The sequence below is a fragment of the Chryseobacterium oleae genome (assembly GCF_900115055.1).
GTDB classification, from domain to species: Bacteria; Bacteroidota; Bacteroidia; order Flavobacteriales; family Weeksellaceae; genus Chryseobacterium; species Chryseobacterium oleae.
On the sequence record NZ_FOVD01000009.1, the window covers coordinates 1 to 16,042 of the forward strand.

The following is a 16,042-nucleotide window of genomic DNA, read 5'->3' on the forward strand; positions in this document are numbered from 1 at the left end:
AACTGTAATCTTTCTGAGTGCGCTTTATATAAAGCGATTTTAATTGTTCTTCCATAACGATTCTTTTTTTTGTATCGCTATTTCAGGACTAGACATTTATATAAAAAGAAAAGCTCTGGTCTATAAGATCAGAGCTTTTCTTTTCTGTAAATACAGTATATATCAAAAAAAAATCAAAGGTCTCTTGAGGAAACCTTTGATACACCAAATCACAAAATATTAATATGAAAAAAATTTACTTTTCAGTAAACTTGTGACCCGGCTGGGATTCGAACCCAGGACCCATACATTAAAAGTGTATTGCTCTACCAGCTGAGCTACCGAGTCGGTCACTTTATCAACGATTGCATTTGAATAATAACCTTCGTTTTAGGAGGTGCAAAGATACAACTTTTTTTTACTCCTGCAATAGTTAATATAAGTTTTTTTATAAAAATCAAAGGTCTCTTGCGGAGACCTTTGAAACACCAAATCACAAAATATTAATATGAAAAAAATTTACTTTTCAGTAAACTTGTGACCCGGCTGGGATTCGAACCCAGGACCCATACATTAAAAGTGTATTGCTCTACCAGCTGAGCTACCGAGTCGGCCACAATTAAAAATGAAATAAATTCATTAATAATCATTAAATATTCGTTGCAGTGCCTGCGACTGGACTCGAACCAGCACATCCTTAGGAAACCACCCCCTCAAGATGGCGTGTCTACCAATTTCACCACGCAGGCATTAAAAATTACAAAAATCTAGTAATCTTTTTCGCTTGTGACCCGGCTGGGATTCGAACCCAGGACCCATACATTAAAAGTGTATTGCTCTACCAGCTGAGCTACCGAGTCGGTCACTTTATCTACGATTTACATTTGAATAATGTCCCTCGTTTTCAGTGGTGCAAAGATATGTGTTTTTTCGTTATCTCAAAACTTTTTTGCAAATTTGTTTAAAAAAAATTCATGGTTATTTCACTGATCGGATACATGGGATGTGGCAAATCTCACATTTCCAAAATATTAAGCGACAAAATAAATTTTAGACTAATTGACCTCGATAAAGAGATTTGCAGGAGAAATAAATTAACCATTCCTGAGATTTTCGAAAAAAAGGGTGAGATCCACTTTAGAAAGCTGGAAAGAGAGGCCCTGGAAGAGATTCTTGCATCGGAAGAAAATCTGGTTTTAAGCCTTGGAGGAGGAACTCCTGTTTATTACAATAATATGGAGATTATCAATAACAGTTCTAAAAGTATATTTTTAAGAGCGTCTGTCAATACTTTATATGAAAGGCTGACCAAGCAGAAAGAAAAAAGGCCTTTAATAGCCAACATTTCTGATGAAGATCTGCCGGAATTTATTGCGAAGCATTTATTTGAACGAAATGTATTTTACAGCAAAGCACAATTCAGTGTCAATACAGATTCCAGAGATCCGGACGACATTGTACAGGAAATAATAGAAAAGCTCTATCTCTAGAGCTTTTTTATTTAATCTTCGTTTTCGGAACCGTCATTTTCGGGTCCGTCTGCTGTTTCACCAAAGAAATCATCCCAGTCTGTAAAGTCTGAGGCAATATCATTTCCTATATACTCATCCATATCTCTTCGGTCTCTTTTGGTAGGTCTTCCCTCTCCTTTAATTCTGTAATAGTCCTGTGACATTTTACGCAGTTTTAATAATTCATACTGCTCCTTGTCCGTCACATCCTGTATGTGAAGGGGAACCAGCTTCGCTCCCAGCCTGCTTTTAGGAATCTGGATGACCTTTATTTTATAATCGATCTGATTTTTGCGGATCTTAATAACATCTCCTACTTTTACCTCTTTAGACGACTTTACGGCAGACGTTCCTATCGAAACTCTGTTCTTCTTAATTTCCTCTGTTGCAATACTTCTCGTCTTATAAAAACGAATGCACCATAAAAATTTATCTATTCTCATAATTTTTTATACTTTTGCCGTTATATTATTTGTAAAGTAATTAAAGTTTTTTGAAATGAAAAAAATATTTTTATATATCCTTGCGGGATCTTTATGTTTTTCTGCATGTAAGAAAGATGATGAAGTTGAAACTTATAAAGAACCGGATGATATCGCCGTTCAGAACAGTTATGACGATCAGGCTATTATGAAGTTTATGGGTGAGAATTATCTGGATGCTCAGGGGAATATAAAAGCCTTCAGCACAACGGATGCCAGTGATGACAATGAAAAAAAATTATCTGATCTGCCCTATGAAAAGCTTCCTTCCGGAACGATATACATCATGAGAGATGGCGCACAGCCAGCTGTAGATCAGGAAAAAATCATTGGTCAGAATGATATTCTTACTCTTATGATAAGAACGACTGCTTATTTAGCAGGCAGTACTGACGGAAATGTCTCTTTCATTTCTTCACTTACCATCACTAATACAATTAACGGAAGTGCGCTTCCTATGATAGATCCGATGTATTATTATGTAAAGAAATCTATCCGTGTAGCAGCAACAACAGGAGTAGCACAGCAGAGAAGTTATTATGAAGTGGAAGGTTTCCGTGAAGCCATACAGAAATTCAAAGCATTTAATAATCTTCCAAGCGGAGCCCCTTATAATCTTCAGGGTGTTATTATAGTGCCATCAAGAGCTGCTTTTGCAAGAGATCCTCATTTCCCTTACAACACCTCTTACTCTCTGAGAAATTATTCTATGGTATTTAATTTCCAGGTGTACGGAACAAAACCAAGACCAGCGGACGAAATCCTTGATTAATCCTGTAAAAAAATAAAGAAACCGCCTTCAGATGAAGGCGGTTTTCGTTTTTATATACTTTTTTTAATATTTTGCTTTCTGCTTTACATTTCCTAAAATATCCGGGAAATAAAGATCTGCCAGATGATCGAACTCATCTCCTCTCATAAACATAGTGGCATCTACTTCCTCATAAGAACTTCTTCCTGCCGCTGCAATCAGCTCGTTACAGGTGTGTAATGTATTCTTGTGGAAATGGTACACTCTTTCACTTTTATCGGTAACATCAAGCCCTTTAACCAGCATTTTATCCTGAGTGGCCACTCCTGTAGGACAATTGTTATTGTTACATCTCAAGGCCTGGATACAGCCTAGTGAGAACATAAATCCTCTTGCGTTATTACACATATCTGCACCCATGGCTACGGCTCTCAGAATATCTAAACTTGTCAATACTTTTCCGCTGGCAATTACTCTTAATTTACTTCTTAAATTGTAATTATTCAGTGTTCTGTTAACGAAAATCAAAGCAGGCTCCAAAGGCATCCCTACTCCATCCGAGAATTCCGGCGGTGCAGCTCCTGTTCCTCCTTCTGCTCCGTCTATGGTAATAAAATCAGGGTAGATTTTTAAGACATTCATCTGTACGCAGATATCTTCAAATTCTTTGGTATCACCGATACACAGTTTAAAACCAATCGGCTTTCCTCCTGAAAGTTCTCTCAACTGCTGTACAAACCTCAACAGACCTGCAGCATCAGAAAATGAACTGTGGGATGGCGGTGAAATAACGGTCATTCCCGGTGTGACGTGACGGATCTTCGCAATCTCCGGTGTATTCTTTACCCCCGGAAGCACACCTCCATGTCCTGGCTTTGCCCCCTGAGACAGCTTAATTTCGACCATCTTTACATTGGGAAGGGTAGCGTACTTTTCAAACAGTTCAGGGTTAAATTTCCCTTCTTCATTACGGCACCCGAAATATCCTGTTCCGATCTGCCAGCAAAGGTCTCCTCCTTCCATATGATAAGGAGAAATACCTCCTTCTCCTGTGTTATGGTAGAAGTTTCCTTTTTTAGCGCCTCTGTTTAAAGACATTTGTGCCCTGTCGCTCAACGCTCCAAAACTCATCGCTGAGATATTGAACAGAGAAGCATGGTAAGGCTGTGTACACTGCTCTCCTCCTACCCAAACTCTTGGCAGCTCTTCTACCGGAGATTTGGCATAGATGGAATGCTTGATGCCTTCATATTTTCTGTGATTAACTTCTAACTGTGTTCCAAAAGCAACGGTGTCACTTAGGTTCTTGGCACGTCTGTATACTGCAGAACGCTGGTTTCTGGGAAATGGCTTCCCATCTGTCTCCCTTTCGATGAAATACTGCTGCATTTCTGGTGAAATACTTTCGAAAAAGTACCTGAAGTATCCCAGGACCGGGAAGTTCCTCAAAATAGCGTGTTTCGACTGGTAAGCATTGTAAACACCCAATGCATAGATGGCAGTTAACAGGATGGGTATCCAATAATGCGCTCTGATCAGTAATGCGACAATCCATGTAGCAGTTACTAATACAATTCCCCAAGATAAAAACTTATCTCTCATGAATGTAGTTATTTAAAGTTAAAATAAATTTAGTGGAATTTTCGCAAAGAGACTACGCTTTTGCTAAAAAACTTTCGAAGGATGACTGCACAGAAACCGTGCCATCTGACAGGATTTTTTCTAAATTTAGAAATTCAATCTGATTAACGAATGCGGGATCAAAATCTTTCTGGACTCTCACGTAGTTTTCTGTGAAGCCATACATTTTGCCGTCTTTATTTTCGTGCTCCCAAAGAACAGGAAGCGTTTTTCCAAGTTGGGTCTGATAAAATGCCATCTTTTTCTTTTCAGAAAGTATTCTCAGCATTTTATTTCGTTTTTTTCTTTCAGGGATAGGAACGACCCCGTCCATATCGGCTGCTTCCGTATTTTCTCTTTCAGAATAGGTAAATACGTGAAGATAAGTGATAGGAAGTTCATTCAGGAAGTTATAAGTCTCCATGAATTTCTCTTCGGTTTCACCCGGGAATCCTACAATAACGTCTACACCAATAGCCGCATCCGGCATTACCTCGCGGATCTTATTCACTCTGTCGTTGTAGAGTTTCGTAAGATAACGGCGTTTCATTTTTTTCAACAGATCATCGCATCCCGACTGTAGCGGAATGTGGAAATGGGGAACAAAACTTTTGCTTTTTGAAACAAGGTCAATACTTTCGTCTTTCAAAAGATTTGGCTCAATGGAAGAAATACGTATTCTTTCGATACCTTCTACCTGATCAAGCTCTGAAATTAAGTCCAGGAAAGTATGTTCATGTCTTTTATTACCGAACTCACCCTTACCGTAATCACCGATATTCACACCGGTAAGAACGATTTCTTTGATGTCTCTTTCAGCAATTTCTCTGGCATTTTTGATAACGTTCTCGATGGTATCTGAACGTGAAATTCCTCTTGCCAGCGGAATGGTACAGTAGGTACATTTGTAGTCGCATCCGTCCTGTACTTTCAGGAAAGCTCTTGTTCTGTCACCAACTGAATAGCTTCCGATAAAGAAATCGGTTTCTTCAATTTCGCATGAATGAACAATTCCTTCATTTTCTCTTTTTTCCAGGTCGTCAAGGTAGCTTAGAATATTGAATTTTTCTTTCGCTCCCAGGACAAGATCCACTCCATTGATTTGTGAAATCTCTTCAGGTTTCAACTGTGCGTAACATCCTACAATCACCACCAGTCCTTCAGGATTGGCTTTCATTGCTCTCTTCACGTGAAGTTTACATTCACGGTCAGCGTTTTCAGTTACCGAACAGGTATTGATCACATAAACATCTGCCTTATCATCAAAACTTACTTTGTCATAACCTGCATCTGTCAATTGACGGGCAATAGTAGATGTTTCCGCAAAATTTAATTTGCAGCCAAGTGTATGAAATGCGGCAGTTCCGTGAAAAGTAGACATTTTATTACTCCTGAATTTTCTGGGTGCAAAGATAGTAATTTTAATAATAATTCTGAATCGATTCAGTCTATTATTTATATTCATCCCTTATTTCAGGGCTGTTTTGAAAGCATACGGGCGATGAATTGGAATCTGTATTTTCATTGGAAAACCGGTCTTTCATTTCATTATTAAATTCCTGAGACTTATTTCTTTCAATGGAAAGTGTTTTCCAGCCATCATTCTTCATCATTTTCGCAATATAAACAATCTGTCCAATGTGGTACGGATAATGGGCCAACTGTCGGCAGACTGCATCCAAAACCGAATGCGCCTCACCTCTTAAATAAACGGTGTGATGTATATTTTCATCATTAATCTGCTCTAAACCTTCAAAAAGACATTTCCAGCCTGCTTCCCAACAGTCGATCACTTCCTGTTTGGTTGTAAAGGTATTGACAAATTCATCATCGCGGTTACGCCACGGCTTTTCTCCATCTTCTGTCAGGAAATTCGTCCATCTTGACAGCATATTTCCACCGAGATGTTTTACGATGATGGCAATGGAATTACTTTCATCATTGTACTGCCAGAAGATCTGTTCATCAGAAAGCTGTCCGAATGATTTATCTCCCAAAGATTTATAGTACTGAAAACGTTTTACAAAAAGATCTCTCATGGTATTTAAAATAAAAACCAAGTTAGCAATTTTCCCGTATATATAAGGTAAACGACAAACATGGTGTGCAAAATAAGTGACTTTATGAAGGATCTGAATTCGTTAAAAATTGAACATCTTGAAAAATGGTTCACCGATGAAAGTACGATCTGGATTCCTCCCTCTAAAGAGATTTCGGGAAAGTCCAGAATCCTAGCTTTATTCAGAGCAATATTCAGACGGTATGATTCGATTGAATGGCAGGTTTTTGAGATTTTTCCTTTGGGTAATCAGCGGTATTTTTATCAGACGAAATCTTATGGAAGTATGATTAACAAAGGAGTTTATGAAAATAACATCTGCACGGTCGTTCATTTTTCAGAGGAAGGAAAAATTATTTATCTGTCTGATTATTTTAAGGATACAAAAGCTTTCAATTAATTTTTTTACAAAAGAATAAAACCACTTCTTTCGAAATGGTTTTACCTCAATAGTTTATTATTAAAAAAGCTTAATCTCTGTTTTTGACCACAATCCAACCTGAATATTTAATTGGTGTGCTCATTTTATCATTCTCGTTCCAGCCCACAGAATACCAGTAGTTTCCTGTCGGAACTTTTACCCCTCCTCTGGTGGTTCCTTCCCATTTGTAACCGGTAGATTTATCCACCTGGAAGATCATATTTCCGTAGCGGTCGAAGATATTCATTACGAGGTTTTTCTTGTTTGCCAAGGCGGAATAATCAATAATATCGTTATATCCGTCACCATTTGGTGTGATGACATTCACAAGATTAGGCACCACGATGCTGATATCTATAGGATCACAGTCGTAAGAATCTTTTACGTATATCGTAGCATCTCCTCTTTTAAGGTTAGTAAAGATATTGGAATCCTGCCAGTTGATATTATCCAAAGAGTATTTGTAAGCCGGTGTTCCTCCTATCACATATACCGTAACCGTAGTGTTTGAAATTTCAATATTTGAAACCACAGGCTGCTCGGAAGGATATACTTTGACATTCTGCACCACCGTACAGTCGCCGGTTTTCAGTTTTACCCAATACGTTCCCACCCCAACATTGGTGATGGCCTGCGTTGTAGCGCCGGTACTCCATAAGTAGCTGTTGAATCCAGGACCTGCATCCAGGGTTGTTTTGTCTTCCACACATATGATTTTGTCTTTTAGAGTGGTTGAATAAACAGGCGGAATCACGACCAGTGTTACTTTAGCAATATTATAACAGCCCTGCGCATTGGAAACCCTTACATACACCACTCCACTTGGAGCAATATAGGCTGTACCTGTTAAAATTTCATTAGTCTGATTCGCTGCATCCGTTGCAGAAGGATAATATTTTTTCACCGCCCCGGTCACTCCCGTTACAGGTGCAGAGGTAAGATTGAAAGATGCCGTAGACGGACTGCTCTCAATAGAACATGATCTTAAGGTAGCATCCGTGACAGTCACTACAGGATGGAATTTCAGCGAGATCTGTGCAATGCCGCTACATCCGAATGTGGAGGTCACTTTCACGTAAATCGTTGCTTCAGCAGAAATAAATGCTGTCGGATTCGTGATTTCATTGATGCCTGCATTCAGATCGGAAAGACTGTTGTAGTATTTTTTGGTCACCGTTGGATCTGCAAAAACGTCTGCAGTTGTAAGGTCATACAGTGCGGTCCCTGCATTGTTATTGTTACATTGGGTCAACGTAGCATTTTTCGTGGTGATTTTCCCGTCTCTGAATTTAAAGGTTCCAATCTGTTTACATTTATTGAGCGGACTGGTTGGATTGGCCGGATCTGTGTAGCCAATACTGTAGTAGTAAACGGAAGTCATATTGACCAAAGTAGGAACGGTAATGGTATTATTGCCGGTTAATGCATCATTCTGGCTTGTATGATAACTGACATAAAAATTCGGATTTCCGTTAAGAATTCCCGCAGTCAGCGTAGAAAAATCAAATACAGCCGGATTAACGCATACCACCACTTCTCTAGGATCTGCAGGATTGGCCGCAGGAACTCCCGGAGGCGTAAACGGATAAGGCTGTGTAGCCGGATCTGTAAACGGAGATGCCAGTGTTGCCGTACCGCCCCATGTTAAAGCAAAAGGAGCTATCGTAGGATTAAAGACATCCACCCAGTTATCAATGTATAAATAATAAGTCTGACCTGCCAGAACATCCATGTATTTGCAATACGGTGTTGGTGAACCTCCAAGGGCATTGGTAATGGTACTTGTCATATTCATTCCCGTAGATGCTCCTACTCCAACAACTGTTGCAGCATTACAGCGAACGGGAGAGCCCAGGCTTCCGCAGGAAACATTTGGCCCGTAAATAGCCCAGTCATAATCCGCTCCGGGATCATTCGGAACCAGATCAAAAGTAAGCGTTCCACTGGTCGCAATGGTAAGTTTGTACCAGATTGAATTATGCTCACCGGATGACAGGCACCCTCCCAGGTTTTCATTCACAGCGCCTATTCCCAGAGGGCTATAGGTAATATTAGAGTTTCCGCAGACCGCAAGGGCCGTAGCACAATCTGCCTGAGCAAAGAAAGCACGCGATATACCGAAAAAAATAAGAAGTAAAAGTTTTTTCATAGATATATAGTTTTTGGTGAATATAATGTGAAAAACACATGATATGTATTGATTTACAACACATACATCAAATATACCTATATTTTAATCACAAACAATGGATTTTTAAAAATCTTAAATTATTTCAAATAAAAACATAAAATAATTGCGATATAACCGAATAAACCGCGACTATTTTATACTTGTAATATTTCCACAAAGATTTTCAAGGTGAAAGATTTTATGGAACGGACTCTTTACTTCCTGCAAATGTTCTTTATCCTGAATAAACGTATATCTTGAGGCTATGGAATTCATATCTGATACAATTACGAGCCAGCATTCATCTACCGAAGTATCGTAATAAGGGAACTTTTCATTTTTCTTATCAATAAGGTCGAGGATCTTTTCTGAGCAGAGTTCGTCAAAAAGATTCATGCTGTATTCATGGGTAATAAAAACATTTCTGCGGTGAAAAGATTTCCGCATTCCTTTTACACAGCCCATCGGTTTATTCTTTTTGATGCTTTTATAAATGTTGATGATATTTTCTTCCTGTTCTTCTATATTGTCAAATTTAATATTTGGGTGGAATTCTAAAAAATAAACACCACGGTACTTCGCGGTGTCTTCTTGTTCTAATAATATTTCTGCCTGACGGAACATCTTATTCAATGTACTTTCTACCTTTTTCATTTCCAGATGATTGATCACTTCGGTCAATTCTATTCCGATCTTTTTGTCGTTGAGTTTGGCGATAAAGTCGGGACTTTCGCAAGTGAGGTCTTCAAATTTCACATCGGGGAAATGATGCATAAAAGAATTAAGCAGCAGAATCTCTGACTTTTTTCTGTATTTTTCGCGGTCATGAAGCAGAGATTCGTCTATTTTACGGTGATACTTTTCCATCGGCTTTTTTTTCAAATGCCGGTTCATGTAGTATAGGCTCAGATTCTTTATTAAATCTTCATCAGAAAATGTCTTTTTCATGGGTGATTTTTTTATGTGACCAAAGAACACATGCCATAATGGTTCTCACCGTTAGAAGTTTTTGATTTTCAAAAATTTACCTATTAAAGGTAAGTAAAAAAACTATTCAGCAGATACTTTTAAATGAATTTATCAAATAATTAATGTAGAGTTTATTTTCATAATCAATACCTTTAGTCCTCAAAATATAAACACTATGATTTATGGATTTTAAAAATTTTAAAATACCTTACAACATCAATCCACAATATTCTAAAAAAGCCGCTTATTTTTCGATGGAATTTGCCATTGAACAGGTTTTAAAAATATATTCGGGAGGCTTGGGATTCCTCGCAGGATCTCATATGAGAAGTGCATACAATCTGAAACAGGATCTCATCGGGATCGGAATTCTCTGGAAGTTTGGCTATTACGATCAGGCCAGAAACCATGACCAGACCCTTCAGCCGGTATGGACAAAAAAAATGTACAGCTTCCTGGAAGACACCGGAATAAAATTCCAGATCGAGATCCACAGCGCACCGGTATGGGTGAAAGTATGGTATCTTGATCCTGAAATTTTCAATACAGCCCCGATGTTTTTCCTTTCTACAGATGTCCCTGAAAACGATCACGTTTCTAAAACCATCTGTCACAAATTATATGATGCCAACGAATCTACAAAGCTGGCTCAATATATTCTACTGGGAAAAGGAGGCGCTAAATTACTTGATGAAATGAACGCTGAAAGAGACGTCTATCATTTGAATGAAGCCCACGGACTTCCCGCTGCATTCTATCTTCTGAAAAAATACAACGGAGATCTGAACAGGGTAAAAGAAAAACTGGTTTTCACTACCCATACTCCTGAAGAAGCAGGAAATGAAAAACACAATCTGAAACTGTGTTATGATATGTCTTATTTCTCAGGCTTCAGCATGCAGGATGTAAAAAGCATTGAGGGAACAGATGACGACCGTTTCAATCATTCCCTATGTGCTTTGAAAATGGCAAGAATGGCCAATGGTGTTTCCCAACTTCATGGCGTGGTTTCAAGAGCGATGTGGAGTAAATATCCTGGAATCTGTGAAATTACTTCTATTACCAATGCTCAGGAATTCAAATACTGGTCAGATAAACCTCTTTATAACGCCAAAGACGAAAATGACGCAACTGTTTTCGATTACCGCAAAAAACATTTAAAGAAAAGACTTTTCACCATTGTGGCTGATCAGACGGGAAATTTATTCAATCCTAATATTTTCACCATTGTCTGGGCGAGAAGATTCGCAGGCTACAAACGGGCTGATCTACTTTTACACGACAAAGAAAGATTTTACAGATTATTAAATAACCCGAAATATCCGGTACAGATCATTTGGTCCGGGAAACCTTATCCGATGGATTATTCTGCGATTTCAACCTTTAATACCCTGGTAGAAGAAAGCAAGAACCACAAAAATATGGCTGTTCTTACAGGCTACGAACTGGCTTTAAGTAAATCAATGAAGCAGGGCTCTGATCTTTGGCTTAACAATCCTCGAGTGCCGAGAGAAGCTTCCGGAACTTCAGGAATGTCAGCCGCTATGAACGGATCTGTCAATCTTTCTACTGATGACGGATGGATTCCTGAATTTGCAAAACCGGGAGAAAATTCATTCGTCGTTCCGAAAGCAGACTATATGAATATGAGCATCTATGAGCAGGATACGTATGATCTGAATGCGTTGTACGATATCCTTGAAAACGAAATTCTTCCAACCTACTACGACAAGCCGGATCAATGGAGAAAGATTCAGTATAATGCGATGAATGATGTTCAGGAGCACTTTAACAGCGACCGAATGGCAGACGAATATTATAAAATTCTGTATAAATAATCAAATCTGAATTTGATTTACCATAAAAAAATTCCGTGAAAAATTTCACGGAATTTTTGTTATTTAAAGTTATTCTTTTTTCTTCTTCGGTACTTTTAAGCCTTTTTCTTTAGCTTCGGAAATACCTATGGCAATGGCCTGTTTTCTGTCGGTCACTTTTTCTCCGGAAGAGGATTTCAGTTTTCCCTCTTTGAATTCGTGCATTACTTTTCCTACTTTGTCCTGAGCTTTTTCTGAATATTTGGTCTTGCTCATGATCAATAATTTTTAAGATTTTGGCAGGGAAACCCCTAATTCATAAACTTCAGCGTGCTTCAAATATTTTGAGCGCTCTCTGGAAGTCACCGATTCAAAATGGTCATTCTTGATCACAATGATCGGGTCTTCTATATTTTCAATTTCAAAACTGGCAAAATACCTTTCATCCGGGCTGGTTTTATCTTTACTGGCTTTTATTTTCTGCAGCTCATCGGCATATTTTCTAAACCCCGGATCAGACGAATGGATAAATTTGTACTCATCCCCTGCATATACATAGTAATGAAGCTTTTTCTCGATCAATCCGGCTTCATCTGTTATCTGAGGATTATCATTCCCGCCTTTAAAACTAACTTCCACTAAAGTTCCTCCTTTTTTATTGGCACATTCTTCCGCATCCTTAAAACTTGAAAATCCGGTATAGACAATCTGATCGGCCAAAACATAGCGATTCAGTTTCTGGTTGTATGCATTCGTTTCCATAATTATTATTTAATTTGATTGTAATGGAATACATTCAATTTTTTTGCCAAATTGTTAATTTTAAAAAATTCACTGGTGTATGATTTTTTTTATTACTTTAGAACTTCAAATCTTAAAACTAATATTTTATCATGAAAAATCTTAAAAAGATCGCAAGAGAGCAATTAAAAGAAGTACAGGGAGGTGGCCTTCCGGGAATGAAAAGATGTGCAGATCCGGTTACCTGTCAAATCATTATGTGGTATGCATTGCCTGCAATGGATAGTCCATGTGATCCTACCCTTCCGGTTTGTCTTACGGAACTGAACCCACCGGAGTAAGAATAATTTATAAAAATAATAACAAAAACAGGATCTTACGGTTCTGTTTTTCTTTTATGTGGTTATATGACTAAGAATTATTAAATTTGGAATCATTAAAATTAGAAATGAAAAAATTACTCTTAACTCTTACTGTGGCTGTGGCATTCCATAATGTATCGGCACAGGAAATCACTTTAGATAAAATATATTCCGGATACTACCGTGGTAAAGGCATTGCGGGTATTGCATCCATGAAGAACGGCGAAAACTATCTGGTCATTGAACCAACGGGAATTGCCAGGTATTCATACAAAACTTCACAAAAAGAAGGCAATATTGTTGATGGTAAATTTGAGAGCTATGAATTCTCTGATGATGAGTCAAAAATTCTTCTTTTAAAGGAGAGCCAGCCGATCTACAGACATTCTTTCCTTGGAAAATTTGATGTAAAAGATCTGAAATCCGGAAAAACGATCAGCTTAAATGAAGGCAAAACAGTGCAGGAGCCAAGATTCTCTCCTGATGCCACGAAAGTAGCATTCATCGCAGAAAACAACTTATTCTACCAAGATCTCACCTCAGGAAAAATCACTCAGATTACCAATGATGGTAAGAAAAATTCTATCATCAACGGTCTTGCAGACTGGGTGTATGAAGAGGAATTCGGGCACGCAAGACAATATGAGTGGACCAAAAATTCTGATGCGGTAGTATTTGTAAAATCTGATGAAAGCCAGGTTCCGGAGATCTATATTCCGATTTATGGTAAAAAACTGTATCCGGATGAAATGCGTTACAAATATCCTAAAGCGGGAGAAAAAAATGCTGTCGTTTCTGCTCAGTTATATCGTCTTGATAGCGGAAAAACGATACCTTTGAATTTAAGTTCTTTCAAAAACTATTATATTCCGAACGTTATTCAGACGGCAAAACCTGATGAAATCGTTCTTGTAACCTCTGAAAGAATTCAGAATGCTTCTGATATTTTAAAGGTTAATACCAAAACGGGAGCGATCCAGAAATTATTCACTGAAACGGACGATAAATGGATTGATACAGATAGTCCGACTCTTGAATTCCTTGAGGATGATTCCTTTCTTTGGGCTTCTGAAAGAGACGGAAACCGTCACCTTTACTGGTACGATAAAGACGGAAAGCTGAAAAAGCAGATCACAAAAGGAAACTGGGAAGTAACCGATTACTACGGATTCAATCCAAAATCTAAAGAAGTTTACGTTCAGACCACTGAAAAAGGAAGCATCAACAAAGTCGTTTCCAAAGTAAATATTGAAAACGGAAAATCCCAGCTGATCTCCAATGCAGATGGAAATAATTCTGCCAACTTCAGCAAAAACTACAGCTATTTCATCGAAACATCTTCTACTGCTTCAAAACCTTACACTTTTGTATTAAAAGACGGAAATGGTAAGACCGTAAAAGAACTTCAGAATAACAATGATCAGCTTCAGAAATTAAAGACTGATAACTTTTCAGAGAAAGAATTCATCACGATTCCAAACGATGCCGGAGATCAGATGAATGCATGGATCATCAAGCCTAAGAACTTTGATCCAAATAAAAAATATCCTCTGTTTATGTTCCAGTATTCCGGACCGGGATCACAGCAGGTGGCCAATTCATGGGACACCGGAAATACTTTATGGTTTAATCATTTGGTACAGAAAGGCTATATCGTTGCCTGTGTAGACGGTCGTGGAACAGGTTATAAAGGAACTAAGTTCAAGAAAGTTACCTACATGAATTTAGGAAAATATGAGATTGAAGATCAGATTACCGCTGCAAAATGGTTCGGAAACCAATCTTATATTGACAAAACGAGAATCGGAATGTTCGGATGGAGTTTCGGTGGATATATGACCAGTTTAGCGATGACTAAAGGTGCAGATGTCTTCAAAGCAGGAATCGCTGTAGCACCGGTAACCAACTGGAGATATTATGATTCTGTATATACGGAGCGATTCATGAGAACCCCTCAGGAAAATCCGGACGGTTATGACAAAAACTCACCTACAGAATATGCCAATCTGTTGAAAGGTAAATTCCTATTGATCCACGGAACAGCTGATGATAACGTACATTTCCAAAATTCTATGGAATTCTCTGAAGCGTTAATTCAGAATAAAAAACAGTTTGATTTCATGGCTTATCCGGATAAAAACCACGGAATTTATGGAGGACAGACAAGACCACAACTGTATCAGAAAATGACGGATTTTATTTTGAATAATTTATAGTATTGCAATAAATAGTAGCATCAAATCCCTTTCAATTTTTTGAGAGGGATTTTTTATATATCAATTATTTTAAGAAGCTAGCCAAAAATTTAAAAATTCATACTAAAAAAATAAGAGCCTGATTCATTTTAAAAGATCAATTTCAATGATATTATTGTCTTTTTTAATCCTTTCTTTTCTAAGGCTTTCTACCGATCTCATATGTTCCTGCCTTTCTTCATCAGATTCATAATAAATATCACCACTTATCACTTTTTGTTTAAATTCTTTTGTGGGATCTATACGATATTCTTTATAAAACTTAACAAAATCATTAAAGGCAAAATTTCTTACTTTCTTTTTTTCATCAACTATATTAGGAATATAACTGCCTTTTATTTTTTTTGTGCTCTGAAGTTGAAAGCTGTGAGAATTTGACACATCTTTTATCTCTACGATTAATCCCGGCAAGTCCCTAAACTTATAAGGTCCATCATAATATGGAATCTCGTCTGTAAACCAAGCAGTCCATTTTCTACCGGCAAAATTAAGTTCTGCCTTTTGGCACTGATAATTTCCAATCACTTTTTTTTCAGGAAAAAGCACCCAATTTAAAGACCTTTCATCAGAAATAATAAACTTGTACGAAGTTGAAAATTCCTCCGTCATTATACTAATTTTAAAATCCGGATATTTTTTTACAATAACATCTCTCACATTAATACTTTCATCCGGCATTGTGATAATTCCTTTTTTTAAATCTTCCTTCATGAGAGAACCGAAATTATTTTTTTTTGACTGATAAATACAGATCTATTATTATCTATTTCTAAAATCATATTTTCATTTATAACATTACCTCTATTCAGAGTATCTGGTACAAATTTATAGTTGTATACAAAACGATGCTGCTGAGCAGGAAAAACTGAAAGGGTAAAAATAAAACAGAATATAAATATAGGATT

At 37.6% G+C, this 16,042-nt stretch carries 15 protein-coding genes and 4 tRNA genes; 6 read left to right on the forward strand and 13 right to left on the reverse strand.

Features of this window, described 5'->3' with window-relative positions:
- Positions 1 to 254 precede the first annotated feature (254 nt).
- The 4 genes from BM143_RS20835 to BM143_RS20850 form a co-directional block, all read right to left on the reverse strand.
- Positions 255 to 327 (reverse strand) — tRNA-Lys (locus tag BM143_RS20835).
- Between the two features lie 190 nt (positions 328 to 517).
- A tRNA-Lys gene (locus BM143_RS20840) sits at positions 518 to 590 on the reverse strand.
- Positions 591 to 645: 55 nt separating this feature from the next.
- Positions 646 to 728, reverse strand: a tRNA-Leu gene (locus BM143_RS20845).
- Positions 729 to 766: 38 nt separating this feature from the next.
- Positions 767 to 839: transfer RNA gene (locus BM143_RS20850), tRNA-Lys, on the reverse strand.
- 114 nt (positions 840 to 953) lie between these two features.
- Here BM143_RS20850 and BM143_RS20855 point away from each other — a divergent pair.
- The gene (locus tag BM143_RS20855) at positions 954 to 1,469 is read left to right on the forward strand and encodes a shikimate kinase (RefSeq protein ID WP_090027011.1); all 516 of its coding nucleotides are present in this window, start codon (positions 954 to 956) and stop codon (positions 1,467 to 1,469) included.
- Between the two features lie 11 nt (positions 1,470 to 1,480).
- Here the strand turns inward: BM143_RS20855 and BM143_RS20860 are convergent, their stop codons facing one another.
- On the reverse strand, positions 1,481 to 1,933 hold the full coding sequence (locus tag BM143_RS20860; protein ID WP_090027013.1) for an RNA-binding S4 domain-containing protein: 453 nt from the start codon (positions 1,931 to 1,933) through the stop codon (positions 1,481 to 1,483).
- A 55-nt stretch (positions 1,934 to 1,988) separates the two neighbouring features.
- Here BM143_RS20860 and BM143_RS20865 point away from each other — a divergent pair, with 55 nt between their 5' ends.
- Complete coding sequence (locus tag BM143_RS20865; protein WP_090027015.1) at positions 1,989 to 2,744, forward strand: hypothetical protein; 756 nt, start codon at positions 1,989 to 1,991, stop codon at positions 2,742 to 2,744.
- A gap of 63 nt (positions 2,745 to 2,807) precedes the next feature.
- On the opposite strand, the gene BM143_RS20870 is transcribed toward BM143_RS20865, so the two are convergent.
- From BM143_RS20870 to BM143_RS20880, 3 genes are all read right to left on the reverse strand, one after another.
- Positions 2,808 to 4,325, reverse strand: coding sequence for an FMN-binding glutamate synthase family protein (locus BM143_RS20870; RefSeq protein WP_090027017.1), 1,518 nt, complete (start codon positions 4,323 to 4,325; stop codon positions 2,808 to 2,810).
- A gap of 52 nt (positions 4,326 to 4,377) precedes the next feature.
- Positions 4,378 to 5,724 (reverse strand): tRNA (N(6)-L-threonylcarbamoyladenosine(37)-C(2))-methylthiotransferase MtaB, encoded by a 1,347-nt coding sequence (gene mtaB, locus BM143_RS20875; RefSeq protein ID WP_090027019.1) that lies wholly within the window; start codon positions 5,722 to 5,724, stop codon positions 4,378 to 4,380.
- 70 nt (positions 5,725 to 5,794) lie between these two features.
- Positions 5,795 to 6,382 (reverse strand): DUF1572 family protein, encoded by a 588-nt coding sequence (locus tag BM143_RS20880; RefSeq protein ID WP_090027021.1) that lies wholly within the window; start codon positions 6,380 to 6,382, stop codon positions 5,795 to 5,797.
- Positions 6,383 to 6,466: 84 nt separating this feature from the next.
- Here BM143_RS20880 and BM143_RS20885 point away from each other — a divergent pair, with 84 nt between their 5' ends.
- The gene (locus BM143_RS20885; protein WP_139222089.1) at positions 6,467 to 6,802 is read left to right on the forward strand and encodes a nuclear transport factor 2 family protein; all 336 of its coding nucleotides are present in this window, start codon (positions 6,467 to 6,469) and stop codon (positions 6,800 to 6,802) included.
- Between the two features lie 70 nt (positions 6,803 to 6,872).
- Here BM143_RS20885 and BM143_RS20890 read toward each other — a convergent pair whose 3' ends face one another.
- Both BM143_RS20890 and BM143_RS20895 read right to left on the reverse strand, forming a co-directional pair.
- Positions 6,873 to 8,972 carry a T9SS type B sorting domain-containing protein gene (locus BM143_RS20890; protein WP_090027025.1) on the reverse strand — a complete coding sequence of 700 codons (2,100 nt, stop codon included), beginning with the start codon at positions 8,970 to 8,972 and terminating at the stop codon, positions 6,873 to 6,875.
- Positions 8,973 to 9,143: 171 nt separating this feature from the next.
- The gene (locus BM143_RS20895) at positions 9,144 to 9,941 is read right to left on the reverse strand and encodes a hypothetical protein (protein WP_090027027.1); all 798 of its coding nucleotides are present in this window, start codon (positions 9,939 to 9,941) and stop codon (positions 9,144 to 9,146) included.
- Between the two features lie 203 nt (positions 9,942 to 10,144).
- Between BM143_RS20895 and glgP the strand changes: the two genes are divergently transcribed.
- Entirely contained in the window at positions 10,145 to 11,800 is a 1,656-nt protein-coding gene (gene glgP / locus BM143_RS20900; protein WP_090027029.1) for an alpha-glucan family phosphorylase, read from the forward strand.
- A 69-nt stretch (positions 11,801 to 11,869) separates the two neighbouring features.
- Here glgP and BM143_RS20905 read toward each other — a convergent pair whose 3' ends face one another.
- Positions 11,870 to 12,055: a DUF6496 domain-containing protein gene (locus BM143_RS20905; protein ID WP_034727099.1), complete on the reverse strand. Its 186-nt coding sequence runs from the start codon at positions 12,053 to 12,055 to the stop codon at positions 11,870 to 11,872.
- A 12-nt stretch (positions 12,056 to 12,067) separates the two neighbouring features.
- Positions 12,068 to 12,541: a hypothetical protein gene (locus BM143_RS20910; RefSeq protein ID WP_090027031.1), complete on the reverse strand. Its 474-nt coding sequence runs from the start codon at positions 12,539 to 12,541 to the stop codon at positions 12,068 to 12,070.
- Between the two features lie 131 nt (positions 12,542 to 12,672).
- Between BM143_RS20910 and BM143_RS20915 the strand changes: the two genes are divergently transcribed.
- Together BM143_RS20915 and BM143_RS20920 are read left to right on the forward strand one after the other, a co-directional pair.
- A complete protein-coding gene (locus BM143_RS20915) occupies positions 12,673 to 12,861 on the forward strand; it encodes a bacteriocin-like protein (RefSeq protein WP_090027033.1) in 189 nt (62 codons plus the stop codon).
- Positions 12,862 to 12,968: 107 nt separating this feature from the next.
- On the forward strand, positions 12,969 to 15,098 hold the full coding sequence (locus BM143_RS20920; protein WP_090027035.1) for a S9 family peptidase: 2,130 nt from the start codon (positions 12,969 to 12,971) through the stop codon (positions 15,096 to 15,098).
- Between the two features lie 123 nt (positions 15,099 to 15,221).
- Here the strand turns inward: BM143_RS20920 and BM143_RS20925 are convergent, their stop codons facing one another.
- Positions 15,222 to 15,890, reverse strand: a complete 669-nt coding sequence (locus BM143_RS20925) for a GLPGLI family protein (RefSeq protein ID WP_317041333.1) — start codon at positions 15,888 to 15,890, stop codon at positions 15,222 to 15,224.
- Between the last annotated feature and the right edge of the window lie 152 nt (positions 15,891 to 16,042).